Annotated in this window: 19 protein-coding genes and 1 pseudogene; 9 read left to right on the forward strand and 11 right to left on the reverse strand. The window is 34.4% G+C overall.

Annotated features, from left to right (window positions below; genetic code table 11):
• Window positions 1-173: 173 nt before the first annotated feature.
• The gene (locus XJ32_RS05350; RefSeq protein WP_077388588.1) at window positions 174-2,186 is read left to right on the forward strand and encodes a methyl-accepting chemotaxis protein; all 2,013 of its coding nucleotides are present in this window, start codon (window positions 174-176) and stop codon (window positions 2,184-2,186) included.
• A gap of 423 nt (window positions 2,187-2,609) precedes the next feature.
• On the opposite strand, the gene XJ32_RS05355 is transcribed toward XJ32_RS05350, so the two are convergent.
• The 6 genes from XJ32_RS05355 to XJ32_RS05380 form a co-directional block, all read right to left on the reverse strand.
• Window positions 2,610-3,866: a DUF2972 domain-containing protein gene (locus XJ32_RS05355; RefSeq protein WP_077388589.1), complete on the reverse strand. Its 1,257-nt coding sequence runs from the start codon at window positions 3,864-3,866 to the stop codon at window positions 2,610-2,612.
• Window positions 3,827-4,270 carry a hypothetical protein gene (locus XJ32_RS05360; protein ID WP_077388590.1) on the reverse strand — a complete coding sequence of 148 codons (444 nt, stop codon included), beginning with the start codon at window positions 4,268-4,270 and terminating at the stop codon, window positions 3,827-3,829. The genes XJ32_RS05355 and XJ32_RS05360 overlap by 40 nt, the downstream gene beginning before the upstream one ends.
• A 163-nt stretch (window positions 4,271-4,433) precedes the next feature.
• Complete coding sequence (gene fliY, locus XJ32_RS05365) at window positions 4,434-5,270, reverse strand: flagellar motor switch protein FliY (protein ID WP_004084528.1); 837 nt, start codon at window positions 5,268-5,270, stop codon at window positions 4,434-4,436.
• Window positions 5,263-6,333, reverse strand: coding sequence for a flagellar motor switch protein FliM (gene fliM, locus XJ32_RS05370; RefSeq protein WP_004084529.1), 1,071 nt, complete (start codon window positions 6,331-6,333; stop codon window positions 5,263-5,265). Before fliM ends, fliY begins: the two co-directional genes overlap by 8 nt.
• Window positions 6,326-7,048 carry an RNA polymerase sigma factor FliA gene (locus XJ32_RS05375; protein ID WP_004084530.1) on the reverse strand — a complete coding sequence of 241 codons (723 nt, stop codon included), beginning with the start codon at window positions 7,046-7,048 and terminating at the stop codon, window positions 6,326-6,328. Before XJ32_RS05375 ends, fliM begins: the two co-directional genes overlap by 8 nt.
• A gap of 26 nt (window positions 7,049-7,074) precedes the next feature.
• A complete protein-coding gene (locus tag XJ32_RS05380) occupies window positions 7,075-7,389 on the reverse strand; it encodes a hypothetical protein (protein WP_004084531.1) in 315 nt (104 codons plus the stop codon).
• 296 nt (window positions 7,390-7,685) lie between these two features.
• Here XJ32_RS05380 and XJ32_RS05385 point away from each other — a divergent pair, with 296 nt between their 5' ends.
• A complete protein-coding gene (locus tag XJ32_RS05385) occupies window positions 7,686-8,420 on the forward strand; it encodes an AzlC family ABC transporter permease (protein ID WP_005220107.1) in 735 nt (244 codons plus the stop codon).
• 187 nt (window positions 8,421-8,607) lie between these two features.
• On the opposite strand, the pseudogene XJ32_RS05390 reads toward XJ32_RS05385, so the two are convergent.
• From XJ32_RS05390 to XJ32_RS05405, 4 genes and pseudogenes are all read right to left on the reverse strand, one after another.
• Window positions 8,608-9,027: pseudogene (locus XJ32_RS05390) on the reverse strand (MerR family transcriptional regulator).
• A 42-nt stretch (window positions 9,028-9,069) separates the two neighbouring features.
• A complete protein-coding gene (locus XJ32_RS05395) occupies window positions 9,070-11,274 on the reverse strand; it encodes a glycosyltransferase family A protein (protein WP_077388591.1) in 2,205 nt (734 codons plus the stop codon).
• On the reverse strand, window positions 11,261-12,892 hold the full coding sequence (locus XJ32_RS05400; protein ID WP_077388592.1) for a polysaccharide deacetylase family protein: 1,632 nt from the start codon (window positions 12,890-12,892) through the stop codon (window positions 11,261-11,263). Before XJ32_RS05400 ends, XJ32_RS05395 begins: the two co-directional genes overlap by 14 nt.
• Window position 12,893: 1 nt before the next feature.
• Window positions 12,894-14,711 carry an SLOG cluster 4 domain-containing protein gene (locus tag XJ32_RS05405; protein ID WP_077388593.1) on the reverse strand — a complete coding sequence of 606 codons (1,818 nt, stop codon included), beginning with the start codon at window positions 14,709-14,711 and terminating at the stop codon, window positions 12,894-12,896.
• Window positions 14,712-15,049: 338 nt separating this feature from the next.
• On the opposite strand from XJ32_RS05405, the gene XJ32_RS05410 reads away from it, so the two are divergent.
• From XJ32_RS05410 to XJ32_RS05420, 3 genes are all read left to right on the forward strand, one after another.
• Window positions 15,050-16,282: an ABC transporter permease gene (locus XJ32_RS05410; protein ID WP_005216990.1), complete on the forward strand. Its 1,233-nt coding sequence runs from the start codon at window positions 15,050-15,052 to the stop codon at window positions 16,280-16,282.
• Between the two features lie 83 nt (window positions 16,283-16,365).
• Window positions 16,366-17,796, forward strand: coding sequence for a response regulator (locus XJ32_RS05415; protein WP_005216989.1), 1,431 nt, complete (start codon window positions 16,366-16,368; stop codon window positions 17,794-17,796).
• A gap of 275 nt (window positions 17,797-18,071) precedes the next feature.
• Entirely contained in the window at window positions 18,072-18,680 is a 609-nt protein-coding gene (locus XJ32_RS05420; RefSeq protein WP_077388594.1) for a hypothetical protein, read from the forward strand.
• Between the two features lie 593 nt (window positions 18,681-19,273).
• Here the strand turns inward: XJ32_RS05420 and XJ32_RS05425 are convergent.
• Window positions 19,274-20,818 carry a flagellin A gene (locus tag XJ32_RS05425; RefSeq protein WP_004086178.1) on the reverse strand — a complete coding sequence of 515 codons (1,545 nt, stop codon included), beginning with the start codon at window positions 20,816-20,818 and terminating at the stop codon, window positions 19,274-19,276.
• Between the two features lie 310 nt (window positions 20,819-21,128).
• On the opposite strand from XJ32_RS05425, the gene XJ32_RS05430 reads away from it, so the two are divergent.
• From XJ32_RS05430 to XJ32_RS05445, 4 genes are all read left to right on the forward strand, one after another.
• Window positions 21,129-21,971 carry a 4-hydroxy-3-methylbut-2-enyl diphosphate reductase gene (locus XJ32_RS05430; protein ID WP_077388595.1) on the forward strand — a complete coding sequence of 281 codons (843 nt, stop codon included), beginning with the start codon at window positions 21,129-21,131 and terminating at the stop codon, window positions 21,969-21,971.
• Between the two features lie 116 nt (window positions 21,972-22,087).
• On the forward strand, window positions 22,088-26,218 hold the full coding sequence (locus XJ32_RS05435) for a type IIG restriction enzyme/methyltransferase (protein ID WP_254422500.1): 4,131 nt from the start codon (window positions 22,088-22,090) through the stop codon (window positions 26,216-26,218).
• 49 nt (window positions 26,219-26,267) lie between these two features.
• Window positions 26,268-26,489: a hypothetical protein gene (locus XJ32_RS05440; protein ID WP_002955605.1), complete on the forward strand. Its 222-nt coding sequence runs from the start codon at window positions 26,268-26,270 to the stop codon at window positions 26,487-26,489.
• A complete protein-coding gene (locus tag XJ32_RS05445; protein ID WP_077388596.1) occupies window positions 26,489-26,761 on the forward strand; it encodes a type II toxin-antitoxin system YafQ family toxin in 273 nt (90 codons plus the stop codon). Before XJ32_RS05440 ends, XJ32_RS05445 begins: the two co-directional genes overlap by 1 nt.
• Window positions 26,762-26,774 lie beyond the last annotated feature (13 nt).

The following is a 26,774-nucleotide window of genomic DNA, read 5'->3' on the forward strand; positions in this document are numbered from 1 at the left end:
ACAACTCAATTGTTATTATGGATTTATGCTTAGAATCTACACTAATTAATTATAATAATGCTTATTTATTCACACTATTTAACATGAATCTGTGTTATAATTTCGGATTTTACGATTTATGTTATTTTTATGACATAAAAAGATTTTGGATAAGAATGTAGAAGGAATTAGCAATGTTTCGTTCATTAAGTGGAAAACTCGCAGCCGGTGCAGTCGCAATATTTTCTGTTATCATTGTTATTATTAGCGTTTTTAACTTTATTAAGACAAAGAATGATGTAACAGACATCTATCAAGGTATTCAAGCACAAACACTAGAGTCAGCCTATCGTAGTATAATGATAACAATGGGTGATGAAGCCCAAGAGCATTTAAGGGTATTAGCAAGGGATATTGTTAATATTGATAAAAATAATGTCGTAAGTCAAAGAATTCTTCTTAACTCAACTTCTTCGCTTATTAAATACCCTCTAATGTTTATAGTTTATGAAGATGATGGTAAGGCTATTTTGCAAGATTATGATCCAAATGGAACGGCGAAATTTTCATCAGAATGGGAAGATGTGGGCAATATAGATTTACGACAACGCCCATGGTATGTAGAAACAAAGGCAAAACAAGCTGGTATCATTACGCCTGTATATGCAAGTGAAGTTGGTAAATATAAAGGCGAAATGTTTGCTACCGCAACAATGCCTTTAATCAAAAATGGTAAATTTATCGGTGTTGTAGGATTTGATATTGGCGTTAGTCATTTCCAAGAAAGATTTCAGTCTTTTAAGAATCCAGAGTTACCCTCAATGAGTGTATTTTTAATAGATTCAAGTGGAGCGATTTTCTCACATGAAGATATGGATTTTGTGAGAAGCGGTTTATCAAAAGATGTGGAAGTTGCACTCAAAGATGCACTTACAAAAAGCAAGGAAGGCTTTATTGATTATGATTTAACCCTGAAAAATGGGCAGGTGGTTGATAAGTTTGGATATTATAAACAATTTCCATTTGGTTGGACCGTTGTATCTACTGCTGATAAGGCTGACTATACGGAAGCTATTAATGAGAGCCTTATACAGACAATTGGCTTGGCAATTGCTATGATTGCCTTAGGTGCTGTGGCGATTTTCTTCCTTATTAGATTCTTTACAAATCCTATTAATACAATTAAAGATTCTTTAGTGGCATTCTTTAGGTATCTGAATCATGAAGTCAAGACTGCCCCAAAACCACTAAGCATTAACTCACACGATGAAGTAGGTGTAATGGCTCACGCCATAAACGGAAACATAGAAAAAACAAAGCTAGGATTAGAGCAAGATTCTAAAGCAGTAGCTCAAGCCGTAGAAACAGCTAAAACAATAGAAGCAGGTGATTTTAGAGCAAGAATCACAGAAACACCACATAATCCACAATTAAATGAGTTAAAAAATGTATTAAATCACATGCTAGATGATTTAGAGAAAAAGATAGGTAGTGATACAAACGAGATAGCAAGAGTATTTGATAGCTATGTTAATCTAGACTTTACCACAGAAGTAAGAGATGCAAATGGTAGAGTAGAAGTAGTAACCAATACACTAGGTGAAGAAATAAGAAAAATGCTGCATACAACTCAAAGTTTTGCAAAAGAGTTAGAATCTAAATCAAAAGATCTAGAAGAAGCGGTAACCACTCTTACACAAAGCTCAAACACACAAGCAAGCTCACTACAACAAACTGCTGCTTCAGTTGAAGAGATTACTTCATCAATGCAAAATGTAAGTGGCAGAACAAGTGAAGTTATAGCACAAAGCGAAGATATTAAAAATGTTATAGGCATTATTAGAGATATAGCAGACCAAACAAACCTACTTGCACTTAATGCAGCAATAGAAGCAGCAAGAGCAGGGGAACATGGTAGAGGCTTTGCAGTCGTTGCTGATGAAGTAAGAAAGCTAGCAGAGAGAACTCAAAAGTCTCTAGGTGAAATAGAAGCAAATACAAATATACTAGTCCAAAGCATAAATGATATGGCAGAATCTATAAAAGAACAAGCTCAAGGCATAGGACAGATTAATGAATCTATTTCACAACTAGAGCAAACCACACAGCAAAATGTAGAAATCGCAAACAAATCACAAGATATAAGCACGGCAATAGATTCTGTTGCTGCTAAGATTCTAGAAGATGTGAATAGGAAGAGATTTTAGAGTGGGGTTTTTAGTTATTGTTTGGATATGAAGTCAAACATACACTAAACAATAAGAACAAGCAGTTTTATTATTTACATACATTGCATTATGTTCATGAGTCTTGCCTATAGCCCTTTATTTGTCCTTGTTTGTTGTGAAAAATATTTTTTGCACCTTAGTTGGAAATTATGAATGCTTCTAGGGGGATAAAAGTTCGCATGAAAGTATTGGCGTGTGATCTGGCGATATTCAACACAACCATTAAGAAACTTCATAACAACATATCTGCTCTGCTATTTATCACACAGCTATTTCTAGCATTTTAGATTCTCTATGATAGAGATAGATAAATTAAAAAATTGGTTAGAATCTATCATGCAATCTCGAAACAATTTCAACCAGCAAATAAGCCATACCAAATGTGTAAAACACAATAATATATTAATTAATCCCATGTTCTTCTATACATATTCTCTCAAACTCTTGGTAGTATTTCCACGAGGCAATAATATCTGGTCTATGTGTTTTTATATGAATGAGTTCTTTATCAAGCATAGTTTTAAACTCTCTGCATAATTCTCTATCGCCCCTAAATATCTCCAACACATCATTTTCATGCTTGTTGTTTCTTTGTATATAATCTATACGCTTTTTTAGTTCATCTAGGAATCTCACCATATACGCCTTCACTTTACCTAGTGTTTCTTTGTCATCTTGCAAGGCTTTCAAATCATCTTCACTCATACTGAAAGCAACTTGGTCTAATAAGGGGTGGGGTGTGTCAAATATTGTATTATTTGCACTCAAAAAATCACTATTTTTCTCATATAAAGATGTGATATGTAATGTGATTTTTTGCGTATGATTTATAGGAATAATGCACGCTAAAGGCAGGATATACGATGTTTTATCAAATCGTATTGCACGATAGAATTCTCTGTCTTTTTCGTTGGGTAGTGTAAAGTTAAATTTTTTAGCAAGTTTTGTCATAGTGTCAAATGCCCTTTCTGGCATAATTTCTTGCATATCGATGTAGGTTATATTTTGACATAAAGCTAACTTAGATACAACAGAGCTATAATCAAACGACCATGTAGAAAAGAAGAACGACAACAAGCCATTTGTAACGAAAGGGCTATTGGAAGTAAATTTATAATGCTCATTATGATATCCTTTTCTATTAACAACATCATAGGGGTCTTCTTGCATAGTAAAGCTATGATCTAAGTTGTGTATATGTTTGACATACCAACCATGATTTACAAGCGTTTTTAGTCGCGATATAGGATCTCTTGCAAGTAAAATAATAGTGTCTTGTGTTTTCAAACAATACAGCTTTTTATTGTCTTGCATGGCTTCGTATGTGTGGAAATGTTGTATATCAAAATAAGTGTTTTTATGTATAGCGCTTTTACTTTTTAAGAAATCAATATATTCACATGGATATACATTACATCGCTCAAAAAATCTTTGCAACGCAAGACTACCTGATAAACTATAACGCACAAACACAAACTTATATGGCACTGCGGGTGGCAAACGCAATTCTAATGCTATCTTAGAATCTATTGTAGAATAGTCTATGCTTTCTGGTTGTAATAAAGGTGGATAAAATTGATAACTATCTTCATATGTTGGAGTAGATGAAGCGTTTGATTCTAAACCGCTAGATTCTTCATTGCATTGAGTTTGACACAATGGGGGGGGGGGGGGGTAAATGTATTTATTTTAGAATCTTCTTGTATAGAAAACGAAGTTGCACCTATTGTATTTTTGCTAATATTTTCTAGATTCTCAACATCGCCATATTGGTTTTTAAATATATCAGATTCTAACCAAGCAATATGTTTTTTAAGGTTTTTCATAAAAAATGATGGACTAATAGCAATGATATTTCTATAATTTTCTTCAAAATGTTTATATGCCAATTTGAAAGTTTTAAACTGATTTTTATTTAAAACTATTTTGGGATAGAATTGCAACAACACAAAAATAGATCGTCTATTGAGTGATTTTATGCTTTTATGCAGACAATGCGACATGAAAGGCTTTATCCCATACTCCTTCAATATTCTCATACTTTTAGAATCTTTAAATCCCATATAAATCCTTAATACAATAACACAAATCTCTCTTTCAGGGTGAAGATTAATCCAACAAAATGTGGCAATATACCCATTCCATTACAACAAATTCTTTAACAGCATTAAAAAGATTTCATGTAGTTTTTGAGACCAACATAAAACGACCAAGAACAAAAGCCAATTAACCTCTCAAACTCTCCAATCTCTCTTTCTTTGTGCCAATCTCTGTGATTTGTATAGCAAAGTTACCATCTACGACAACGACTTCGCCCTTTCCTATGATTTTATCATTGACTAAGATTTCTAGCGGATCGCTTGCGAGTTGATTAAGCTCCACAACGCTACCAATATCCATTGAAATAACATCTTTTAAAAGCATTCTTTTCTGCCCAATGCGAACCTTTACACTCAGTCCAATATCTAGCAACATGCCGATATTTCGCATTTCTTTATCGCTTAAACTCACATCTTTACTTCCACTAGCTGTGCTAGCTGGTGCTTTTAAATCTTTTGGGACATGTGTTAAAAGATCATTTTTTGTAAGCATGATAAGCTCTGATTTTACAGAATCTATACCCACATCAAAGCGACTTGCAGTATCAAAATCACTTAAACTCCCTTCACTCTCCACATTACTCACATCAGCGATAGCAAAAGAGAAATGCGGCAGCTTCTCATGTCCGCCAAGTGCGGTAGCAAGTGCTCCTGTGATAGATTGAAACACTTCTTTTAAGCCATCTTTATCATCATCATCCATCATATCTTTGCCAGTATCGCCCTCTCCACCCATCATTAAATCAGGCAGGGCAGTGGCAAGATTCTCTGGCATGATAAAGCAAAGTGTGCTAACTTGTGAAGCCCCAAGCGATACATTTACTACAACTTTTCCAAATGGCGTGCCAAGCAAACTATCGCTTACTTCTGTATCTCCAGTGTGTGTAACGACTGCAGTTCTACCCATCATGCCATCGATAGTGGCTACCATTTCTTGTATAAAGAGTTCAATAAAATCATTCATTGCCAAATCCTTCATCTTGTAGGTCTGTTACCTTGCTCTTTCTTTGTGCTTCAAGCATTTCAATCATTTCTTTGACTTGATCTTTTTCTGTTTTAATCTCATCTAGAATCTGTATTGTTTTTCTAAATCTTTGTAAGCCAATCTTTGCACGATATTTATCCCTGCCATCAATGCTAACATGCACGGTATCATCGGCTACTCTATCAAGCATGATTACATCGCCAACCTTTAGCTCCAAAATCTCTTTAAAGCTTAGCTGCGTCCCACCAAGCATAGCGGCAATATGCACATCTGCACCACCGATTAAGGCTTGCAATTCTCTATTCCTTGACTTTTTACCGCTTGTCTCACTCATCATTAAATCGCGACTTGCTAAACGGCTAAGGATTGTCTCAAGTGAGATAACAGGATAGCAGATATTCATCATACCGCTACTATGCCCGATTACAATCTCCATAACAACCATAACGACAACTTCGTTTTGTGCCACGATTTGCACGACATTTGGGCTTGATTCCTTCGCATCAATGCTAGGGAAAATCTCTGCGACTGCTGCCCATGATTCCTTTAAATTCTGCATGATTTGCCGTAAAATTGTATCAAGCAGGTTTAGCTCAATATTTGAAAACTCCCTTGTGTCATCATATTGATCGCCACGACCGCCTAAAAGTCTATCAATCATAGGGAAAGCAATGCTAGGGTTAATCTCTAAAACTCCCGCACCATCCATAGGCTTCATAGAAAACACATTGAAGCTTGTAGGTGTAGGCAAACTCATCAAAAACTCACCATAAGTCATTTGATCCACACTATGTAACTGAATCTCAACAATAGATCTCATAATCGCTGAAATCTGATTAGAAAGATTCCTTGCCATTTTATCATGGATAGATCTAAAACTTCTTAGCTGCTCTCTACTCACACGATTAGGTCGTCTAAAGTCATAGACTACAATCTGCTTTTCAGTAACTATCTCTGACTGCTCTGCCTCATCGACCGCACCTTCTTCATCGACAACATTTAAAAGGGAGTCAATTTCTTCTTGACTTAGAATCTTAGCCATTTGCTTCTCCTATTTCTCTGCGGATTTTTTTAATCACTTCCTTTGATATTTGTGAGATTCTAGATTCTGTAATATCTAAAACTTCACTAATCTCACTCAAACTTAACTCTTCTAAGTAATAAAGCTGGATAATAAGCTGCTCTCTCTCTGTAAGCTTTGCTAAGACTTTTTGGATAATCTCCATTAATTCCTTTTGCTCACAATACTGCAAAATATCGCCATCTTCTAGTGCGTTAAACTGCTCATCAAGCGGGACAACCGCATAAATATCGCTTGCAAGTCTTGCTTGATGGATTTTCTCAATATCTTCATTTAGCACCTTTGCAAGATACTCATTGCTAGGCTCTTCCTCAAACTCATTAAAATAGCGTGAAACTTCTGCCTCAATCGCTTTAATAAGCTTTCTTGAAGACCTTGAGACAATATCAAGTGTCCGCAAATAATCAAGCATTGCACCATTAACGCGTGTCTTTGCATAACCCCAAAAGGAATCATTCTTATTAGAATCATATCGTCTAGCAAGTTTGATAAGCTCTTCAGTCCCAATAGAAACTAAATCATTCATATCAACAGAGCTTGGCAATCTCTCTTTCAAGCGAAATGCCATCGCCTTAACTGCAGGCAAGTATTGCAAAGCAAGCTCATCTTGCGTATTTTTTAAATACTGATTATACGCATCTTGACCTCTTGCTGCCGCACTGAAAGCTTGTTGCATACCTTATCCTTTTTATTATCTTAGCTTTAACTCTCTGAACCTTGCAACCCTTTAATAAAGTTGCGAATGTTTTGTGCCTCTTGCTCTTTCTTATCAAACTCTTTGCGGTAATGCTCAAGACTTTCTTCTAAACGCTCTTTATGAAGTTTTGTGCCATGAGAATCCATAAACAAATAATACGCCGATATACACACCGTCGTAATAAGGTAAATCCCCATTGTAGCAAGTATCGTCCAAAGCACCATAAGCTCTGGTTCATCAAACTTTGCGATACCAAACATTAATCCAAGAAAAAACCCTACTACGATAGCAAAACTCAAATAATTCTCTTGCTTCAACATACTCAATCCTTTGAATCTCTGTCGTCTTTAGGCAACTAGACATAAATGAAGCTACCCATAACACACTTGATTTAAAGCATAATTTGTTCCATAAATTGCGTATTATATCTTAAAAATGAAGATTCCTAGCTTATTTAAGATAGCCAAAAAGTTAGCATTTTGTTGTTTTTGGTGGTAATTTGCATATCGTTTGTTTTTAACTTCCATGCTACCATGATATATCAAAATTTAGCTATAACCTTGTAATTTGTTGTATTATTGCACACTATGTTTTTTGTAGTATGAAAGGGATAATATTGTCTTGTAGTGAAATTAGAGCTTTAAAAGAGGCTTTCCCATATAGTCTGCCTATTATGGCAACCTATCTGTTGATGGGTGCTGTATTTGGCATTATGATGGCAAATGCTGGTTATAGCCCATGGATTAGTCTTTTTATGTCGGTTATTATTTATGCTGGGGCACTGCAATATATTGCAGTGGCATGGCTTGCTGGTGGGGTTGGCTTTGTAAGTATTGCTTTGATTACTCTAAGTGTAAATGCGCGTCAATTCTTTTATGCGATAGCATGTCTCAAGCGATATAGCTTGGGTGGTTGGCGTAAATGGTATCTTATATTTAGCGTTACAGATGAAACCTTTGCGATACTGAATCTCAAGGAGCAAAAAAGCGCTCAAGCAAAGGTTATGCTAGATTCTACACAGCAAATCCATAATCAAAAGGTAATGTTTTATATCTCGTTGCTTAATCATTGTTACTGGATTGCTGGTTGTGTATGTGGGACTATACTTGGCAATGAAATTAGTTTTATCCGTGATATACAAGGGCTTGATTTTATCGTGGTTGCGACTTTTTGTGTGCTTTTGTATGAAAATATGCGACTAAAAGAGAATATGTTGCCTATTGCTATTGGTGTTTTTAGCACTTTGTTTTGCTTTATGTTAGATAGAGAGCATTTTCTCTCTTATGCGTTGGTTATGATTGTATGTGTATTGCTTATTGTTAGGAAATATATGCAAAAAAAGGGCGTATAAATCTCTTTATTACTTATTTGTAAATTACTAAGGGTGTCTTTGTATAACCAATTATTATGTATAATATGGTTGAATTAGGATTGAAGTTTTAAAGTCTGTATAAAATCTAGGCAATCGAGATTCTTAAAAATGCGTTAAGTTGTTGTAGCATATTCAAATACAAGAACGAGTTAATAGAAAAGTCAATTTAACACCCCCTTTCACACTCTTTATAATCCCTGCTTTGTGGATTAAAGGTATCTACACCCTTTTCTATCATCTCATCATACATTCTAAGTTTTGTCTCTAGCTTTTGCGAAATCTCCTGCAATGAAGCGATATGTGCTTGTAAATTCGCATAGCTTTTTTGCAATAATGCCCTGCGTTTTGGTGCAGTTTTAATGCCTCCACTTAAAGCCTCCGCATACTCTCTAATTTCTTTCAGGCTCATTCCACACTGCCTAAGCCACTCTATCCACTTCACCCACTCCATATCACTTTTTGCAAAATAACGCACCCCATTTTCATCGCGTTATACAAAGGGGAATAGCCCCTTATCTGCCCAGAATCTAATCTTTCTTGAAGGGATATTTGTTGCCCTCTCAACTTCTATGATTGTATATGCCATTTGTTTTCCTTGTCATATTATTTTGCAGGGCATTTCTATAAATTATTTATGCCTTAGATATTTTTCTATAAAATCGCAACATTTTATATAATTATCATAGGATAAGCTTTGATTCTGCTTGCAAAACTTTTTAAATTCTTGCAGGCTCTGTTGAATCTTTTTGCTTAATTTTTTATATGGTTGTTGGTATTTTCTCTTATGTATCTTGTTGTAAATTAGTTTGTCTAGCGTCTCTATACGATACATATTTGCATAAAGTTTTATTTTAAGATTCTGTAATTCTTGTTTGAATAATTTTTGCATTTCATCATAGCTTAATGGATTTTTTTGCTTATAAGACACACATAAATGTTGAAAAATACGATAAAATACTAATCCTACAAAATCACTTTGAATCTTTTCGCACTCTATTTTTAATGCTATGCTATTACGAATATGAAGTAATGGTAGATTTACAGCCTTTAGGGTATAGCAATGCAATTCCTTATGTATAATCGCCCAGTTAAAATCACTGCGACGATTATAGCGCTTCTTATTTGGTGTAAAATTTGGCAATTTTAGCAACAAAGGATTATAAATAATGCTATTTCCACCTCTATGAATGGAATCTGTTTGCAAGATTCCCGCTTTGATTTTAGGCATTGTAAGTTTTCTAGTGGCAATGCAGCCATTTTGAAGTTCTACTATCATATCTTTTGGAGACATATCACTAAAGAAAGGGTATTCTAAAAATGCAAAATCTTGACTACTTAAATCATAATAATATTCTCTCCCAAAATAATCTTTTTCTTGTGTTATCTTATGCGTAAGGTTATTTTGATGTTTCAATGTGTAGAATAAATCTAAAAGCTGCATTCTTAGTGTGCTTAAAAAAGGTAGGGGTGGCTCTCCTACTACTCCTCCAAATAAGCAGTCAATACCACTATCTTTATATGCAGCAATATGTGAGAGGTAGTCTATTTTATATGTTTTCTCTCCATCAAATCCGCAAAATCTCAAATCATCATCAACAATCCAAGTTACAAAATCATTCCCGTAATGTTTTGTTCCTATTTTATATACAAAATGTTGTAATTTCGTGCGTGAAATAGCAATACTCTCCTTTTTATCCATAATGCTTAAATGAAAGTTAAAAGGGTATTGACTTAATATTTCTTGCATTTTTGTTTCTAGCTTAGTGCTTGTAAGCACACAGGTTTTAATACTTAAATTTGGTTGCTTGGAAAGTGTGATTTTTATAAAAGATTCTAAAAGCTCTTTTATATTTTTTGTATCAAAACAGGCAAAGGCTAAAATAAGATTTAAAGGTTTTGTAGAATTTTGTTGTGTTAAAGTTTTGTGTTTATTATCTTGTTGTTCTAAATTTTTATAAGAATCTAATGTTTTAAAAGAGTGAAGTTTGAAATTAAAAATATTTTTTGCTCTATTCAATGATTTCTCTTGCAATATCAAAGAAAAATCATCTAGATACTTGCGGTAAAATAACTCCAATCCTTTGTGCTTTGCCTTACTATTTGTTGTAATTCTCTCCCTATCATCATCTGCGAAGTGAGATACTAATGGCTTATTTATAAATTTTGTTTGAATCTTTTTACAAACTTCCGTGTATTCTAAATAACGCATAATTAAATCTCTATCTGTCGTGCTAGGCATACTCTCATCAAATCCACCTATAGCAAAAAATACTCTCAAAGAGATAAAAAGATTACTTCCTTGTATATAGGGATTTTGCAAGAAAACATTTTCTTTTTGCAGGGTATTTTTATTTGCTTGAAGAATTTTTGTTTCATTGGGCGTGTGATAGTAGATTCCACTAGCAATTAAGCCGACATTTTTATTTTTGTATAAAACTTTAAGGCATTCTTGCAAATATGTTATATCCCAGCAGTCATCATCATCCAAAAAGGCAAAATAGCATTTCTTTTTATTCTTGCAAATACTAAGTAAATGAAAAGCGGCACTATTCCACGCTCCTGTGCCAGAATGCTTTTTTGTGCGATTATTATCTATAATTTGTGTTGGAAAATTATCACTAAAACATAATTCATCTCTTATGCTCTTAACTTTATTTTTAACCTTTTCTTTTTGTGCCTCATTAAAATCATCACAAGATATAATAACTCTAATTTTAGGCTTTATTTTAAGGGGTAATTGTTGCTTATAAACACTTTTCAATGCCCTGTCAAATAAACTTTCTATCCTATTGCTACTTAATGCAATAATCACACCAATTTCAAAGTTTCGCAACGCGTCTTCCTATACCATATTGTGAGTGTATATGCTTGATTGAAAGTGCAAATGTAAAACCAGCTTCCTTTACAAAATCTTGCAATTCTTTATCATTTTTTCCCTCTGGATAACAAAAAATATCTATTTTTGTATCAAGTAATTGCTCTAAAATTTGTTTAGATTCTAGAATCTCTTCTTTGCTTTGTGCTTTATGTTGGGTAAGGTCGCGATGAAATAATGCGTGAGAAGCAATTAAGCCGTAATTTGCAAGTTCTTTAAGCTCTTTAGAATCTAAGAAAATATGCGATAAATCTGCTTTAAATGTTTCATAAAATTTGCAAAGACTTTTAGAATCTTGCTTGATATAGTGTTGTTTTAATACCTCTATATTATTAAGAGTGCTTGGTGTTAAATCAAGTTTAAAATATTCAAAAATTTCCTTTATTTTCCCTTTCTCAATTAAACAATACAATAAATCCATTCCGCAAAGCATATTGTTTAAAGCATTATTCACATTTATGGAAAAAATTAAAGATTCTTTTTTTGGATTATATTTATTTTGTAATATTTTAGCAATCTCTAAGTGTTCTTTAAAACCATCATCAAAACTTAAGCAAAAATACTTCTTTGGCTCATCTAAGCATTGCTTAATACTGCCAAATTTATATCCCCTTTGAAGATAAGATTCTATATACTGCTCTAATCTTAAAAGCCCTATTGCCATTTTTCGTTCAAAATAAATTGGACTTATTGCTTCTTCATATGCAATGCGATGAAAGCATAAAATGTGGGGCCTTATAGCTTCATTTCTTAAATTTTTATTAGAATCTCTAACAGATTTTAGAAAGTTTGCCTCATAACCATACTTAAAGCTTTGCGTAATAATCCCATCTAAATCCTTTGGCAGACATTTACCACCAAAGCAGTAGTCTTTATCTTCATCCATTATTAAAGTGTGAGTTTTTGTAATGCGTGGGTCTTTTAGCCATAATTCTCTTACAATATCATAATCTGCCCCAAAAGTTTTACAAATCTTTTCAAATTCATTGCAAAAAGTAATTTTAGTTGCAAAAAATGAATTTTCCATATATTTACACACTTCAGCATTAGAGCTTGTTGTTTTTATATATTCTTTTGTTGGTCCAGCTACTTTTTTGAAAAAATTAATAATAGCAGAGCAGTCATTATCCCTGCCACCAAAAATAAAATAAGGCGTCTTGACAACCTCTTTATCAAAATCATAAGGTGGTGGCAAGTAATAGCTACTTTCCCCAATATATTCAGGGCTACATACAAGTTTTAAATGCGGATATTTTTTTGACAAAGATTCAGTGCTTAATGGCGGTATGCTTGATTTAATCAATACGAGTTTTTCTTGTTTAATGCTTTCTAGCACTTGATGCACCGCACTCGTATCTACGCATCCATTAGGCAGGGCATTTGTTGGCACACAAACAAGCACTAATGAAACATTTTCAATAAAATCCATAGAATCTTGCAAATAAGAAAAATCATTCTTTAGGGTAGGATTATTATCATATGCAAATACTTCAAAATGATTTTTAAAAAATTCATAAAATGCCCTGCCAACATAACCATAGCCAATAATGCCAATTTTTTCCTTAGATTTATCCATATCATTCCTTTATAAGACTAAAAAACATAAAATCAGAATTATAGATTCTATAAGGACTTGTGCTTGTATCCCCACTTTGAAAAAGATTTTCTATTTTAAGATTAAAGCGCTTAAAAAGATTCTCATAAAATCCCAAAGGATAATGAAAGTCAAGTCTATCTCTTTTTGTAGCAAACATTGTTTTTGTAATAATGTGTTGTGTATCATAAAAGTCGCTACTTTTACGCTTTTGTATATTAGATTTTGCATTATAAAAAAGTGGATTACAAATCACAATAAAAATATGCTTTTTGCTTAATAACACAAGATTATTCATAATAGAATCAATAATTTTTAAGGCCTCTTCTTGCGTATCTGCTAGATGATGGCATAGCACTAGAGAGCATAAGATAGAATCAAACTGCTTCTTTGTTTGTATAAAGTTTTCTAACTCTTTCTCAATAATAATTTTTTCAAAAGCCTTTTGATATTTATCTTTAATAATATCTTTGCTAATTTCATAACCTACGACGCTTTTACCTATTTTATTTAAGCTATAAGCGATTTCTCCACTTCCAGCACCATAATCAAAAATGCTTTTATACTGCAGATTCTCTTTATAAAAATCTCTTATTAAAGTTTTATGCAGTCCAAAAGCCCCAATTTTTGAGAAAAATCTTTGATATTCGCTTAAGAGATTCTCACATTGTAAAAATTTCTCTAAGACACTAAAATCTTCTTGTGTATTAAGTGGGCTAAGAAATTCCTTGATATTATCAAGTTTGCATAAATGATTCTGTAATTTATAAATCGCAAATGCCCTTCTACACATACTCTTAAAAAATGCATCACTATAAGAGACAAAATCCCAGCCAATATCGCAAATAACAAGCCTATCATTTTGCGTATCAATTAATAAATTTTTAGGCTGCATATCACAACACACAATACCTGCATAATAAAAATCTGAAAGTAACTCTATATATGCAGTATAAGGCATAGGTTTAAAAGGTTTTGTTTCAAAATACTCATACGATATGATCAATATATCATTATTATAATATATCTCAAAAGGCAGGCTAAAACGCGTATTTTTAAGTTGTTTAGAGAGTGGTTCTAATTGAAAATAAAGCCTTGAAATATAGGGGGAGTGTTTAAAAAGTTTATATATCTTTTTCCTATCTGTGAATACAAAACCCTCACTTCCTTGACCTAAAAAGTCTAATCCCACCTCAATATCACAATGTGCTTTAATAATATCTTTTGCTTCTTGTTTTGTCATATCTTTTTTAATACCTGCAAAAGTTTTTTGATAAAGGGGTAATTTCTCTCTTAAAATCTCTATAACTTCGTTTGCGTTGTTTGCAAAATAGATTTTATCTTTTCGTCTAGAATCTAGTGTTCTGTTTTTAAATTCACCACCATAACCATAATCTGAAAGTGCGATAATTAATTTACCAAGCTGCCACGCAAGAGCCATTTCACTAAGACTTCCACTCTCCCCGCCAATAATTATCATAGCATCACAAACACTTGCCACACAAACATTTCTTGCTATATCAAACCCAAGTGGCAATACCCTATCAATGTAGGGATTTGCGATACTTTTATCATAATTTGGAATAAGTCCTAATATCTGTCCATCGCTATAATTATTAGCACATCTAGCACCAAGAGAAACAGCCTCCATTACGCCACCTAACCCACCATTTGCGATAACATAACCCTCTTGTATAAGCTTTTTACCTAAATCTCGTGCTAAATCTTGTATTATTTGTTTATCTTTTTCTTCCAAACGCTCTAAGCTTGCATATCCAATAACAGCAATAATCTTACGCATATAAACTCCGCAGAATTTAAAATAAAAATCGTAGTGTATCGTTTTTTTTTTTTTGAAGTCAAGGAACAATTTAGCCTGTGCTACATGTCCTTAAGCTAACATACATATGTCCAAACTTAAGTTCATCTTGTTTGCAGTTAAGCGGAATATATGATCATAGAAATGTAATTAACCATATTCTTGTGGATACTTTCTATTTCTAAAAACCGCAATAAGCACAACTTGAATAAGATTAATGTAGCTTGTTAAAACCCCCGCACTCACACTCAGTTATTTAGAAACCTAAAATGATTTTGTTATAATACTTAAAATTTTATGGCTTCACAAAAAGGGATTCTATGCAAAATACACGCCTTATAACATTTATATTGCGACATTATCTTAAGTTTGATAAAACGCAGCCTTTTATATCAATCACTGCGATTTTAGCCTTTCTTGGTGTGGGTGTGGGCGTTATGGTGCTTTTGGTAACGATGAGTATTATGAATGGCATGATAAAAGAGTTTGAACACAAGCTTTTTATAATGAATTATCCAATTACTATTTTTGCAACTTCTAATAGGGGGCTATCAAAAGAGCTTTTAGAGTATTTAGAAGAAAAGTTTCCAAAATTAAAATTTAGCCCATATATGCAAACACAAGCAGTAATCCGCATGAATGCAGAAATCTATCCACTCGTTGTGTATGCAATCGATCTAGAGAGAGAGAAAAATGTCAATAAGGTCTTATATGAAAGTCGCACAAAAGAGTTTAGCAATACCTTTAATCTCATTATGGGTGAGACATTTTACTATTCACTTGGGCTAAATAAAGATGAAAAAGTTACTCTCATATTTACAGAGCTTGCCCCAACAGGCATAGCCCTTACTCCAAAGATGAAGAAATTTGGCATTGATGGCACTTTTACAAGTGGTCTGCGAAACTATGATAACTCCATTGTTTATACGACTTTTGAGGCATTACAAGCATTGCGTGGTGTGGGAAATGGGGCTTATGAGGGATTTCATATCTTTTCTAATGAGCCTATGAAAGATATAGAATCTATCCGCCTTGCTATAGAATCTTATATGAAAGAGAGTGGTAATATCGTGCATGCAGAAGCACAAGGCTGGTGGGAGCAAAATGGCAATTTCTTTGCGGCTATGGAGTTGGAGAAAAAGGCTTTGTTTTTAGTGCTTATGCTAATTATTCTTATGGCGAGTTTAAATATTATTAGCTCATTGCTTATGGTTGTGATGAATAGACGAAAAGAGATTGCCCTGCTGATTAGTCTTGGGGCAAGTAAGAAGCATGTAAAGCAGATATTTTTCCGCCTAGGTGCGGTGATTGGCGGGAGTGGCATTGTATTTGGCGTAATTGGGGCATTTATTGTCATGTGGATTCTAAAAACTTTTGATATTATCTCAATCCCTGCTGATGTGTATGGTGTATCAAAACTGCCTATTGAGTTACTTTGGAGTGATTTATTATGGACTATCATTGGAGCATGTGTTATTGTGTGCTTATCGTCATATTATCCTGCTAAAAAAGCAAGCAAAATAGATGTATTGCAAGTCTTGCGTAATGAGTAGAATTTTAGATTATTGTGTTTGAAAATACATGTTTTTAGATATAATATAAAGTTTTATGTTTTGTCATAACTTAAGGAGCAATAATGCTAGAAGGGCAAATTATAAGTTTAGATCCTGCAAATAAAGAGGGTAAAGTAGAGCAAACACTCAATAAACGCGTTTATCCATTTACCTTTGATGTGTGGCAGGGCGAAGAAGAAGAGTTAGCAACAAACATTGAGGTTGAGTTTGTGGTAGAAAATCGCGTTGTCGTAAAAATGCAGTTAAAGATTTCATTAGAAGATGAAGAGGCAATACCTGTTACGAAATCTCCAGAAGATTGCATTAACGAATATTTTGCAAGAGAAAAGAATATCTTAAGTCATCATCATGATTTTATTGAGGGCAATAAAGAGCTTGACTTTATGCGTATGAAACGCTTTTTATTCACAGCTTATAATGATTTGTGCGATTTAGATTCTATGCTTGAAAACAAAGAGTTAAAAGCGGTTAAGCATGAAGTTGCATCACTATATAGAGACTTTGAAGAGTATAATAAAAAGACGCAATATCCACTACCCTATGCTTTTGAGAGAATCTTTTTGGTGCGACAAGTCTCTTACACTCATTTAGAGCAATATATCGAAGATGTGAAAATAGGCATGGCAGGTGCAAAGGCAGAATCTGAACCACTTGGCAGAAGACTTGAAGAAGAAGAGCGGACTTTAAGGCTTATGCCTGATAAAAAAAGCAAGGAATACTTAGAGTTTGAAAAAGAAGTGAAAGTTTTACGCAGAAGATTTGTAGATTTGATAGATTATATCGCAAAGCAAAAAGATATTATCGCAAGAGAGAGTGCGAGATTGCAAGTCTTTAAAGAAAAGCATTTTCAAACCTTTGCTGATGTATTTGCCCCTATGACCGCTGAAATAAAGGGGCGTTTTATAAAGCTACTTAATACAAAAGGCTATGAGCTAGATAAGGCGATGTGGGCGCGTGCAAAGACAAATCAGTATGTAAAGAAATTTTTCCGCGATGCAGACATTCATGGTGGATATAACTCAAAGACTTACTTACGCTATTTTCTCAAAGGGCTTGATAAGAATAAGGTTGTATCCGCAAAGACAAAAGAGCTTTTTGGACTGCTAAAAGATTTAGAAAAGCTTAGTATGCAAAATGTCATGGTGATACAAGAAAACGACACAAAGTCATTTAAATCCCAACAGCTTATTGAACGCGTAGATTCTGGACTTAAGGTAACAGTTGAGCATAATCCTTTTGATGCACTTGCAAAGCTAGGGGCAAAACCACAAGATATAGTTGTGCTTGATTATAAAAACATGGGATTACTAGCCTTTGATTTCATACGAGAATATAAAGCAACGCCAAATGCTAAAAACCCTGTGTTTATCGTAGTTACACCCACACCACTTGAATACGATGTAATGGAGGAAGGCAGAGCAATCGGCGTAGAATATTATGTATTAGCAAATGACGCTGAAGGCTTCTCTGACGCTATACGAATGGTTATTTGATCGCGTTGTCTTTATTAAAGATTCCAGATTGTTTTGTGTCTTAGGACTGGGTTACAAATGCTGGGTATTTTTTTGTTTGTTGGATAATATTAGGTTGTGATACTTTGGAGTTTAAAGCAAATTATGTAGTATTTAAGCATTATGTTTAGTTTAGGTTTTCTTAATCCGCAGCAAGTTAGATTCTAAGTTGTGCTGAAATCTAAAATAACAAAAATCTTAAAGCGCGTTTGTATAAAAACTTGCTATAATCCATATATTTATTTTAAGGGGAAAAGATGCGTGTTATAGAGAGTGAAAGTAAGCAAGGAGCTTATATTATCGTTATATTTGGATTGATTGCTGCATATTTTGGATTCTATATTTTGACTGGGATTTTGTTGCTTATGTTATTAGCATGGCTGTTTTTTTGTAGTTCAAAACTCATTAATCCCACGATACCAAATGCCATAGTATCGCCAATTAGCGGTGTGATAGAAAATATCACTCACAATGGAGATTGTGTTGAGTTTAGCATAAAAGCACGCAGAAATGGCAGGATCTATTCTCCAAGCGACCTGCATGACATAAGCGTGAAAAAATATCATGGATTCTATTTCTTACGAAAAAGTGAGTTATCAAATCAACTTGGCGTAAAAGAACTCATGCAGGCAAAGACAATGCTAGATAATGAGAGTCTCTCTATAAAGATTGAAGTCTTGCCTAGAGTGTTGCGTTTTTGTGGTTTATACGATGGTAAGCTAGAGTCTTTATTTCTAGAAAAAATTGGCTTTTTAAATGTAGGATTGTTACGCATAAGCATTAAAGGAGAGAATCTAAAAGTCCTTGCGAAAGAGCATGAAAGAGTGCTAGGTGGCAGCTCACCGCTTATTACTATTGAAAAATAATCGCTTTAAATAATTACTCAGTCTAAACTAGATTATAATTATTTTAGTATGATAGATTCTAAAAAGAAAAATTTATAAGCTTTTAGAATCTAAGATTTGATCACTTATCACAAGATTATAAAACATAGTATTATTTAATAATTTATACATGCCTTGCATAAAGACATAGCACAAAATCCATTTTAGATTCTAAATACTCTAACAATAATAAATCTAAATTCAAGCAGTGATAAATAAATGCAGAATCTAAGATCACATAAACTAAAATCTTTAATATCTAAAAGTTTTATGCAAGGCTATCATTAAAGCCTTCATATCTATAAATAACACACACTCTATAATCGCATAGAATCTTTTCGTAAAGAATATAAAGAGATTATAGAATCTTTTATTTAAAACATAAAGCATATAAAACTACATAATTAAATTTGATAGAATAAAAACACAAAGAAAAAAGAAGCACAGAATCTAAAAAGCCACATCTACCCAAAGATATATGAAAAACTATATCAAAGGTAAATGTGGCGTAATCTATCTTAAGATAGCGGCTTATAGCCTCTAAGCCACAAGCCCATTTGCTTTAAAAGCTTTCACTATTGTAAAAGTCTTAAAACATTTTGCTGCACTGCGTTAGCTTGAGCCATAGCAAAGCTACCAGATTGAGCCAAGATATTATGCTTAGAGAATGTCGCAGATTCTTGTGCGAAATCCACATCTCTAATTTGACTTTCAGCCGCTTTAACATTAACTTGTGTGATAGAAATGTTGTTGATTGTAGCAACAAGTTGCATTTGCACAGAACCCATGTCAGCACGGATTTTATCAAGCTGTCTTGTAGCAGATTCTGCCATATCCATAACAACCATCGCACCGCGAAGTGATGTTACACCTGCACCGATACCATCTTTATTCTGCACTGCTTGAGCCGCATTTGCGTTTGCACCGCTTGCACTTGCGATATTTGCGTCCATATTACCGCGAACAGAACGCAAATTCACAGTGTATTGTGCGATACCTTGAGCCGAATGGAAACCAACGCTACTAAAGTTTGTCCCAGATACAATAATATCTCTTGCATCTGTCCTAACAAGGCTTATACGACCCACGATAGCGTGATTTGTCCCAGATACCCCAGCAAAGCTACCGCCACCAAGCACCGCACCTGTTTTACCTTCAGCATGCACAGATATAGCACGACCATCAAGACTTCTAAGGTTTAATCTACCCTCGATATCCACATACGCTTCTACACCTGTTCTTTCTTTAATTGAGTTAAAGGCATTAATCAATCTACCATCGGCATCATTTTTACGCACATCATTGATTGTCCCAATAGTTGTGCCATTTACAACCAAGCCATGCACCGTTCCAGATTGCACCGGCACACCACCAGTCCCAAGCACCGTTGCATACGCACGCACACCGAGTGTATCAGAGAATTTGTTGATAGTATCTGCTAATACACCAATACCTGTGCCAGCACTTGTAGAAATGACTGCAGTCTCAAGCTTGTAGTCTTTCTTACCATCAACTTGGCGGAATTTCAATGCTACCTCTTTAAGATTCTTAGCACCAGCACTAGCAAGCATACCAATACCTGTTACAGACGAGCTTTCAAGTCTTACATGCCCGATTTTATCCGAGCTTGTTGGACCGATTGAAGCTTTCACCGTTGTATTAGAATACGCACCGATTTGGAACTCTTTGTTAGAGAAAGCACCAGATAGCATTTGCTGCCCGTTGTAGCTTGTTGTATTAGCGATATTATCAAGCTCTTCTAAGAGTCGCACAATATCGTTTTGCAACGCGCGCCTTGATTCAGTGGTTTGCCCATCTTGAGCAGCTTGGATTGCTTTAACCTTCACGGTATCAAGAATCTTTAATTGCTCGTCCATTGCTTTATCCGCAATCTGAATCATACCGATAGCATCATTTGCGTTGCCGATTGCTTGCCCTAGCGAGCTTGCTTGGCTACGCAAACTATCTGCGATTGACATACCTGAAGCATCATCTGCTGCCTTGTTAATCCTCAAACCAGAGCTTAACTTCTCTAACGAGTTAGCTATTGCCCTATTGTTTTGCACACCGATGGTATGCGCATTGAGTGCCGCGATATTTGTATTTATCCTAAAACTCATGTTTGCATCCTTTGCGAAAAATTTGAATACGCACTCTTTGAAGCAAAAGGTGTTCCTAAAATTATGAGATGAATTGAAGTTTTTAGACGCGATATAGTTTTGGCAAAATATCTCATGTGTAGTGTCTGTGCGAGTTTAGACTAGATTCTAAACTCAAAAGAAAAGATTCTAATATGGCGTTAAATCATATAAATGCAATCTTAGAATCTTATTTGCCCTATTTTAAAAGCCATGCAATCTTAAAACAACTTTGTTATAATTTTTCACAATACACATTATATAAGGCTAAAAAATTACAATAAGGAATATCATGGAAGTCATACTTGCAGATAAATATGGATTTTGTTTTGGTGTGAAAAGAGCGATAAAAATCACAGAAAAAATCGCACAAAACAACCCAAACACACTCACACTAGGACCGCTTATACACAATCCGCTTGAAATCAGCCGTTTAGAGAAAAATTTTGGCGTAAAAGTGCAAGAAGATATTACAAAGCTAGGCGATAGTAAAAGCGTGATTATCCGCACACATGGCATCACAAAACAGAATCTAGCAATCTTGCAAACAAAGGGCGTTAGTATCACTGATGCGACTTGCCCCTTTGTTACAAAGCCACAGCAGATTGTAGAAAAGATGAGTAATGATGGGTATAATATTGTGATTTTTGGAGATTCTAATCACCCTGAAGTGCGTAGCGTGATGAGTTATAGTGTGAAAACACCCATCGTTGTGAGTGATTTAGAATCCTTGCAGCAAATAAAAAAGATTCCAAAAAAAGTAGCAGTCGTATCACAAACCACAAAGCAAATAGAGCAATTCCTACAAATCGTGCAGTATCTTGTCAGTAATGCCATGGAAGTGCGAGTGTTTAACACAATATGCAATGCGACTTTTGAGAATCAAGAGGCAACAAGGACGCTTAGTCAAAAGGCTGATATTATGATTATTGTCGGCGGCAAAACCTCATCGAATACAAAGCAGCTTTTCTATATCGCACAAAATCATTGCAAGGATAGCTATCTAGTCGAAGATGAAAACGACATCAAACAAGAATGGTTTGCAGGTAAAAAAATATGTGGAATAAGCGCTGGGGCTAGCACACCAAATTGGGTTATAAAAAATGTAGAAAATGCGATAAAGAGTCTTGTGTGAATGTTGCCATTTTAATAAGGCTACTTGCTTTTTATTAAATGCTATCCATCGTATAGTTTGAATGGTCAAAGTTTTGCTATAATCCACTTTACAAACCCCACAAAAGAGAAGCTACAATGACTTACACGCCTATCCCCCTAGAAGACTTTCTATCAAACGCCCATAGTCCAAGTGAGAGTGAGCTAGAATCTTTTAGCAAACATAGGGATAAGCTTTTACACACAAATGAAAATGAGAGTGAAGAGCATCAAAAAATCGCTTTGATAGAGTTTCTAGCCAAAAGCTTTGCCTATGAGTGCAACACCAAAAATCGCATTGATTTAAGCATTTATGAAGACAACAAAGCTAGAGTGCTTTTTGAAGTCAAAAGTCTAAGCAACAAAGCAGAGTTTATAAACGCTAACAATGGGGGGGGGGGGGTAGTAACACTATTTGCACCAGAATATAGTCTAGATTCTAATCCTTGTCATACTGAAGCGTTAGCAAAAGTATCTAAAGATTTGGAATCTAAAAGAGATTTTTCGCTTTTTTCAAAGGCTCACACGAAACAATCTCTTGCCCACACTTGCAAAAATGACAAAATTCTAGAATCTACTAAAACTACAGATTCTATAAATAGCACAAACCAAACAATACAGAATCTAGAATCTATACCACTTGAGCTGGCTGTGGGGGTTAAGGCACAAATCCTAGAAAATCTGGAGTCTAATGCTTGTCATATTGAGCAAAGCGAAATATCTAACATAGATTCTAAAAAAGATTTTTTGCCTTTTTCAAAGGCTCACACGAAACAATCTCTTGCCCACACTTGCAAAAATGACAAGAAACTAGAATCTAAAATAACGCACCCTAAACCCTGCACCCGCCCAGTTTTGGTAGAAAATCTAGAATCCAAAGCCTTTTATGAATCCATTCTCTACTTTTTACGCGAGTATAAAACCCATAACAACAACGACATAAAGCACATTATCCTAACAAATACGCGAGATTTCTATCTCATAGACGCTAGAGAGTATCTCACATTTGCTAAAGATAAAACAATCCTAAAAGCCTTTGATAACTGCGATAAGAATCAAGGCACAGACACAAGCACAAGCAAGTTTTACGCCACACTTAAAGACTATTTGCTCTCCCTTAACTCCACACTAAAATTTACCCATTTTAATATACAGACTACACCCCTGCCCCTGCTATATCAAGCCCTAAGCCCACAAATCCTACTCAAACAAAAAAATTGCATTGACGCCAACACACTCAATCAAAGCTTTTATGATGAATTGCTCTACATTCTAGGGCTAAAAGAGATAGACCAAAAAGGCAAGATTCTAATCCTCCCCACCACAGAGCAAAACACGCTTTTAGATTCAATCTGCAACAAACTAGGACTTGATAGAGACAAAGACTTTGAGACAATCTTTTCCTTGCTTACCACTTGGAATAACCGCATATTATTCCTAAGGCTTTTAGAATCTATGCTTTTAAGTTTCAAGCATATTAAAAAGCCCTTTTTAGACATTGACACATTGCAAAACTTCACAGACTTAAACACACTCTTTTTTGACATATTAGCCCTTAAAAAAGAGAAGCGAAAAACAGACTTAAAGCTAAAAGATTCTATCCCTTATCTTAACTCAAGCCTTTTTGACAAAACAGAATTAGAAAAGCAAAATAACGAAATAAGCAAACTAGATTCTAATCATCTCGCCATTTTCAAGCACTCAATCCTTAAAAAAGACAAAGATTATAAAGACACGCAGTCCCTGCCCCTTTTAGAATATCTCTTTAAATTCTTACACGCCTATGACTTCACCACCACGCCAAAGGACATTATAAACCACACCAAAACAAACCACGACAAGCTGATAAATGCCGCTGTGTTAGGACTAGTCTTTGAAAAGCTAAATGGCTATAAAGAGGGCAGTTTCTACACGCCTAGCTTTATCACTAGCTATATGTGTAAAGAGTCGCTAGAAAAAGTCGTTATAGATAAGTTTAATGAAAGAAAATCGTGGGAATGCGATAGCTTAGAATCTTTAGCACAAAAGCTAGATAAACTCACAGATTCAAAAGATGGCTATAAAGAGGCAAATGCCATTTTTGATTCTATAAAGGTTTGCGATCCAGCCGTTGGTAGCGGACACTTCCTTGTATCTATGCTCAATGCTATGATAGAGCTAAAATTCCGCCTTAAGATTCTCTGTGAGATTCACATTGATGATAATGGAGAGCGAGACTACAAGCGATTAAAAGACATAAGATTACGCCTAGAAAATGATGAGATTTTAATACAAGATTCTAATAACACCCTGCATACTTATCAAACCCCAGCCCACGAAAATTTAGAATCTCACATAATCCAAAAAGCCCTATTTCATAACAAACGCATTTTGATAGAATCCTGCCTTTTTGGCGTGGATATAAACCCAAACTCTTGTGAAATCACAAAGCTAAGGCTATGGATAGAGCTACTTAAATACAGCTTTTATATCTTTGATTCTAATGGTAAAAATACAGGCGATTTAGAAACCCTGCCAAACATTGATATAAATATTAAATGTGGAAATTCACTTATAAGCCGCTTTGATTTAAAAGATTCACTCAAACATATTCCAAATATTACACACCAAATAGAAAGATACAAAAAGCTTGTCTTTGACTACAAAAACGCCGACCAAAATATCTTAAACATCTCAAAGCAAGAGATTGAAGCACAAATTGAATCTATCAAGCAAACTTTCACACTCACACTGAAAGACCCAAAGACCAAAAATGAGCTAGAAAAAGCTATTCAAACACATATCACAAATTATGGCATTTCGCTTTTAGATAATGAAAGCTTATTAGATGGCTTATCCTACGCACACAATATATTTGGCAATCCACAGCTTAACAAAGAGCAAGAAGATGAAGCCTATATTTCCTATGGCAAAATAGTCGCCCTGCGTAAAAAGCTAGATTCTACAACAAGTGGTGAAGGCTACACTAACGCATTTGAATGGCGGTTTGCATTCCCTGAAGTGCTAGATTCTAATGGCGACTTTCTAGGCTTTGATTTGGTCATCGGCAATCCGCCTTATATTGATTATAGAAAAATAGATACCCAAACAAAATCATTCTTAAATAAAAAATCAAAGATATACAAAACCAACAAAGAAGGAAGTATTTTTGTGTATTTTATAGAAAGAACTAAAGAGCTAATGCGTAGTAATGGATATTGTTGTTTTATTAACCCTATTGCGTATATTTGTGTGGATTCTGGCAAGGGAATTAGAGATTTTATAGATAATAATTTAACTTTATTGTCAATGATAGATGTTTCAAATTTCAAGGTATTTAATTCAGCTTCCACATATACCTGTATAAACCATTTTAGCCATAAAAATACAAATATAAATACCATAAATTTTGGGATAGCAAACGATGAAAATTCTCTGGATTCTATGGAGTTTAAAAAATTACCACAAGTGCAAATTGAAAATCTTTCTGTGCAACTTGACACCATTGCTTTTAGAATAAGCAATATTCAACACATAAAATTATCTAATTGCTGTGATATTTTTTGTGGATTATCTGTTACAGGATTTAGGGCAAATGTTTCGTATAAGCACAGACAAGATAATAATCCATTTCTAGAATCTTCTGATATTCATAGATATAGTTTTAATGGCGGTAAATATATTGACAACACACAAACATACTATTCAGGGGATAAAAGAAAAATATTTGAAGATTCTGAAATTATCTTTATGGCAAGAATGACAAATTTTATTCGTTGCTGCATTGCTTCAAAGGGATATTATGGAGGCAAGGTTAATATATTGCATAATTTCAAGGTTGATAAAAGATTTTTATTGGGGATACTTAATAGTAAATTAATGAGTTATTTTTATTCAAAAAAATATTTTGCTTCACATATGCAAGGGGGAGCATTTGGGTTTGATACCATAAGTGTTGGAAATCTCCCTATCCCACAAATCACAGAATCTAATAAGCCCTTGTGCGATGAGATTATAAAATGTGTAGATAAAATCCTAGAAATTAAAGCTTGTCATACTGAGGCGTTAGCCGAAGTATCTAAAAATACAGAATCTAAAAAAGATTTTTCGCCTTTTTCAAAGGCTCAAAATGACAAAGTAGAATATACTAAAAATGACACAAGCAAACTAGAATCTAAACTTGACTCTTTAGTCTATAAACTCTACAATCTCACAAACGATGAGATAGCAATAATAGATTCCAAAACATAAAAAACTAATGCTAGAATTTTAAGCAACACAAAAGCCCAAAGGATAACAAATGACACTGATTATAGAAAATGCTAGTAAAGAGCTTTACACTGCGATAAAAAGCCTAGCAAAGATTGATAACGCAAAATGCAAGGTGCAAAAGCCCAAGCTTACAAAGTTTGAAAAAGAGATTCTAAAGGCAAAAGCAGAACTTGAAAAAGAGAAAAGGGAAGGCACACTAAAGACTTATGCCAGTGCGAAAGAAGCGTTTGAAAAAGAGGGCTTACTCTAATGTATAAAGTGCATTTGACAAAAAGTTTTAAAAAAGACGCAAAAGCCCTAAATCAAGCAGATAGAATCCTAGCGATGCAGATTATAGACACACTAGCTAAAGGAGAGAAGCTAGAGTCAAAACACAAAGACCACGCATTAAATGGAAACTTGCAAGGCTTTAGAGAATGCCACATTAAACCAGACTTATTACTCATTTATGAGCTATGCGATGATATTTTGCAGCTTAATGCCTTGCGTGTGGGGAGTCATAGCAAATTGTTTAAAAAATAGTAAGTTATGAAAG

It is taken from the genome of Helicobacter bilis, from assembly GCF_001999985.1.
GTDB lineage: Bacteria > Campylobacterota > Campylobacteria > Campylobacterales > Helicobacteraceae > Helicobacter_A > Helicobacter_A rappini.

Coding starts and splice junctions, on each gene's coding strand:
- XJ32_RS05350 (WP_077388588.1), top strand. CDS start 174: ATGTTTCGTTCATTAAGTGGAAAACTCGCAGCCGGTGCAGTCGCAATA.
- XJ32_RS05360 (WP_077388590.1), bottom strand. CDS start 4,270: ATGGGATTTAAAGATTCTAAAAGTATGAGAATATTGAAGGAGTATGGG.
- fliY (WP_004084528.1), bottom strand. CDS start 5,270: ATGAATGATTTTATTGAACTCTTTATACAAGAAATGGTAGCCACTATC.
- fliM (WP_004084529.1), bottom strand. CDS start 6,333: ATGGCTAAGATTCTAAGTCAAGAAGAAATTGACTCCCTTTTAAATGTT.
- XJ32_RS05375 (WP_004084530.1), bottom strand. CDS start 7,048: ATGCAACAAGCTTTCAGTGCGGCAGCAAGAGGTCAAGATGCGTATAAT.
- XJ32_RS05380 (WP_004084531.1), bottom strand. CDS start 7,389: ATGTTGAAGCAAGAGAATTATTTGAGTTTTGCTATCGTAGTAGGGTTT.
- XJ32_RS05400 (WP_077388592.1), bottom strand. CDS start 12,892: ATGGATAAATCTAAGGAAAAAATTGGCATTATTGGCTATGGTTATGTT.
- XJ32_RS05405 (WP_077388593.1), bottom strand. CDS start 14,711: ATGCGTAAGATTATTGCTGTTATTGGATATGCAAGCTTAGAGCGTTTG.
- XJ32_RS05410 (WP_005216990.1), top strand. CDS start 15,050: ATGCAAAATACACGCCTTATAACATTTATATTGCGACATTATCTTAAG.
- XJ32_RS05415 (WP_005216989.1), top strand. CDS start 16,366: ATGCTAGAAGGGCAAATTATAAGTTTAGATCCTGCAAATAAAGAGGGT.
- XJ32_RS05420 (WP_077388594.1), top strand. CDS start 18,072: ATGCGTGTTATAGAGAGTGAAAGTAAGCAAGGAGCTTATATTATCGTT.
- XJ32_RS05425 (WP_004086178.1), bottom strand. CDS start 20,818: ATGAGTTTTAGGATAAATACAAATATCGCGGCACTCAATGCGCATACC.
- XJ32_RS05430 (WP_077388595.1), top strand. CDS start 21,129: ATGGAAGTCATACTTGCAGATAAATATGGATTTTGTTTTGGTGTGAAA.
- XJ32_RS05435 (WP_254422500.1), top strand. CDS start 22,088: ATGACTTACACGCCTATCCCCCTAGAAGACTTTCTATCAAACGCCCAT.
- XJ32_RS05440 (WP_002955605.1), top strand. CDS start 26,268: ATGACACTGATTATAGAAAATGCTAGTAAAGAGCTTTACACTGCGATA.
- XJ32_RS05445 (WP_077388596.1), top strand. CDS start 26,489: ATGTATAAAGTGCATTTGACAAAAAGTTTTAAAAAAGACGCAAAAGCC.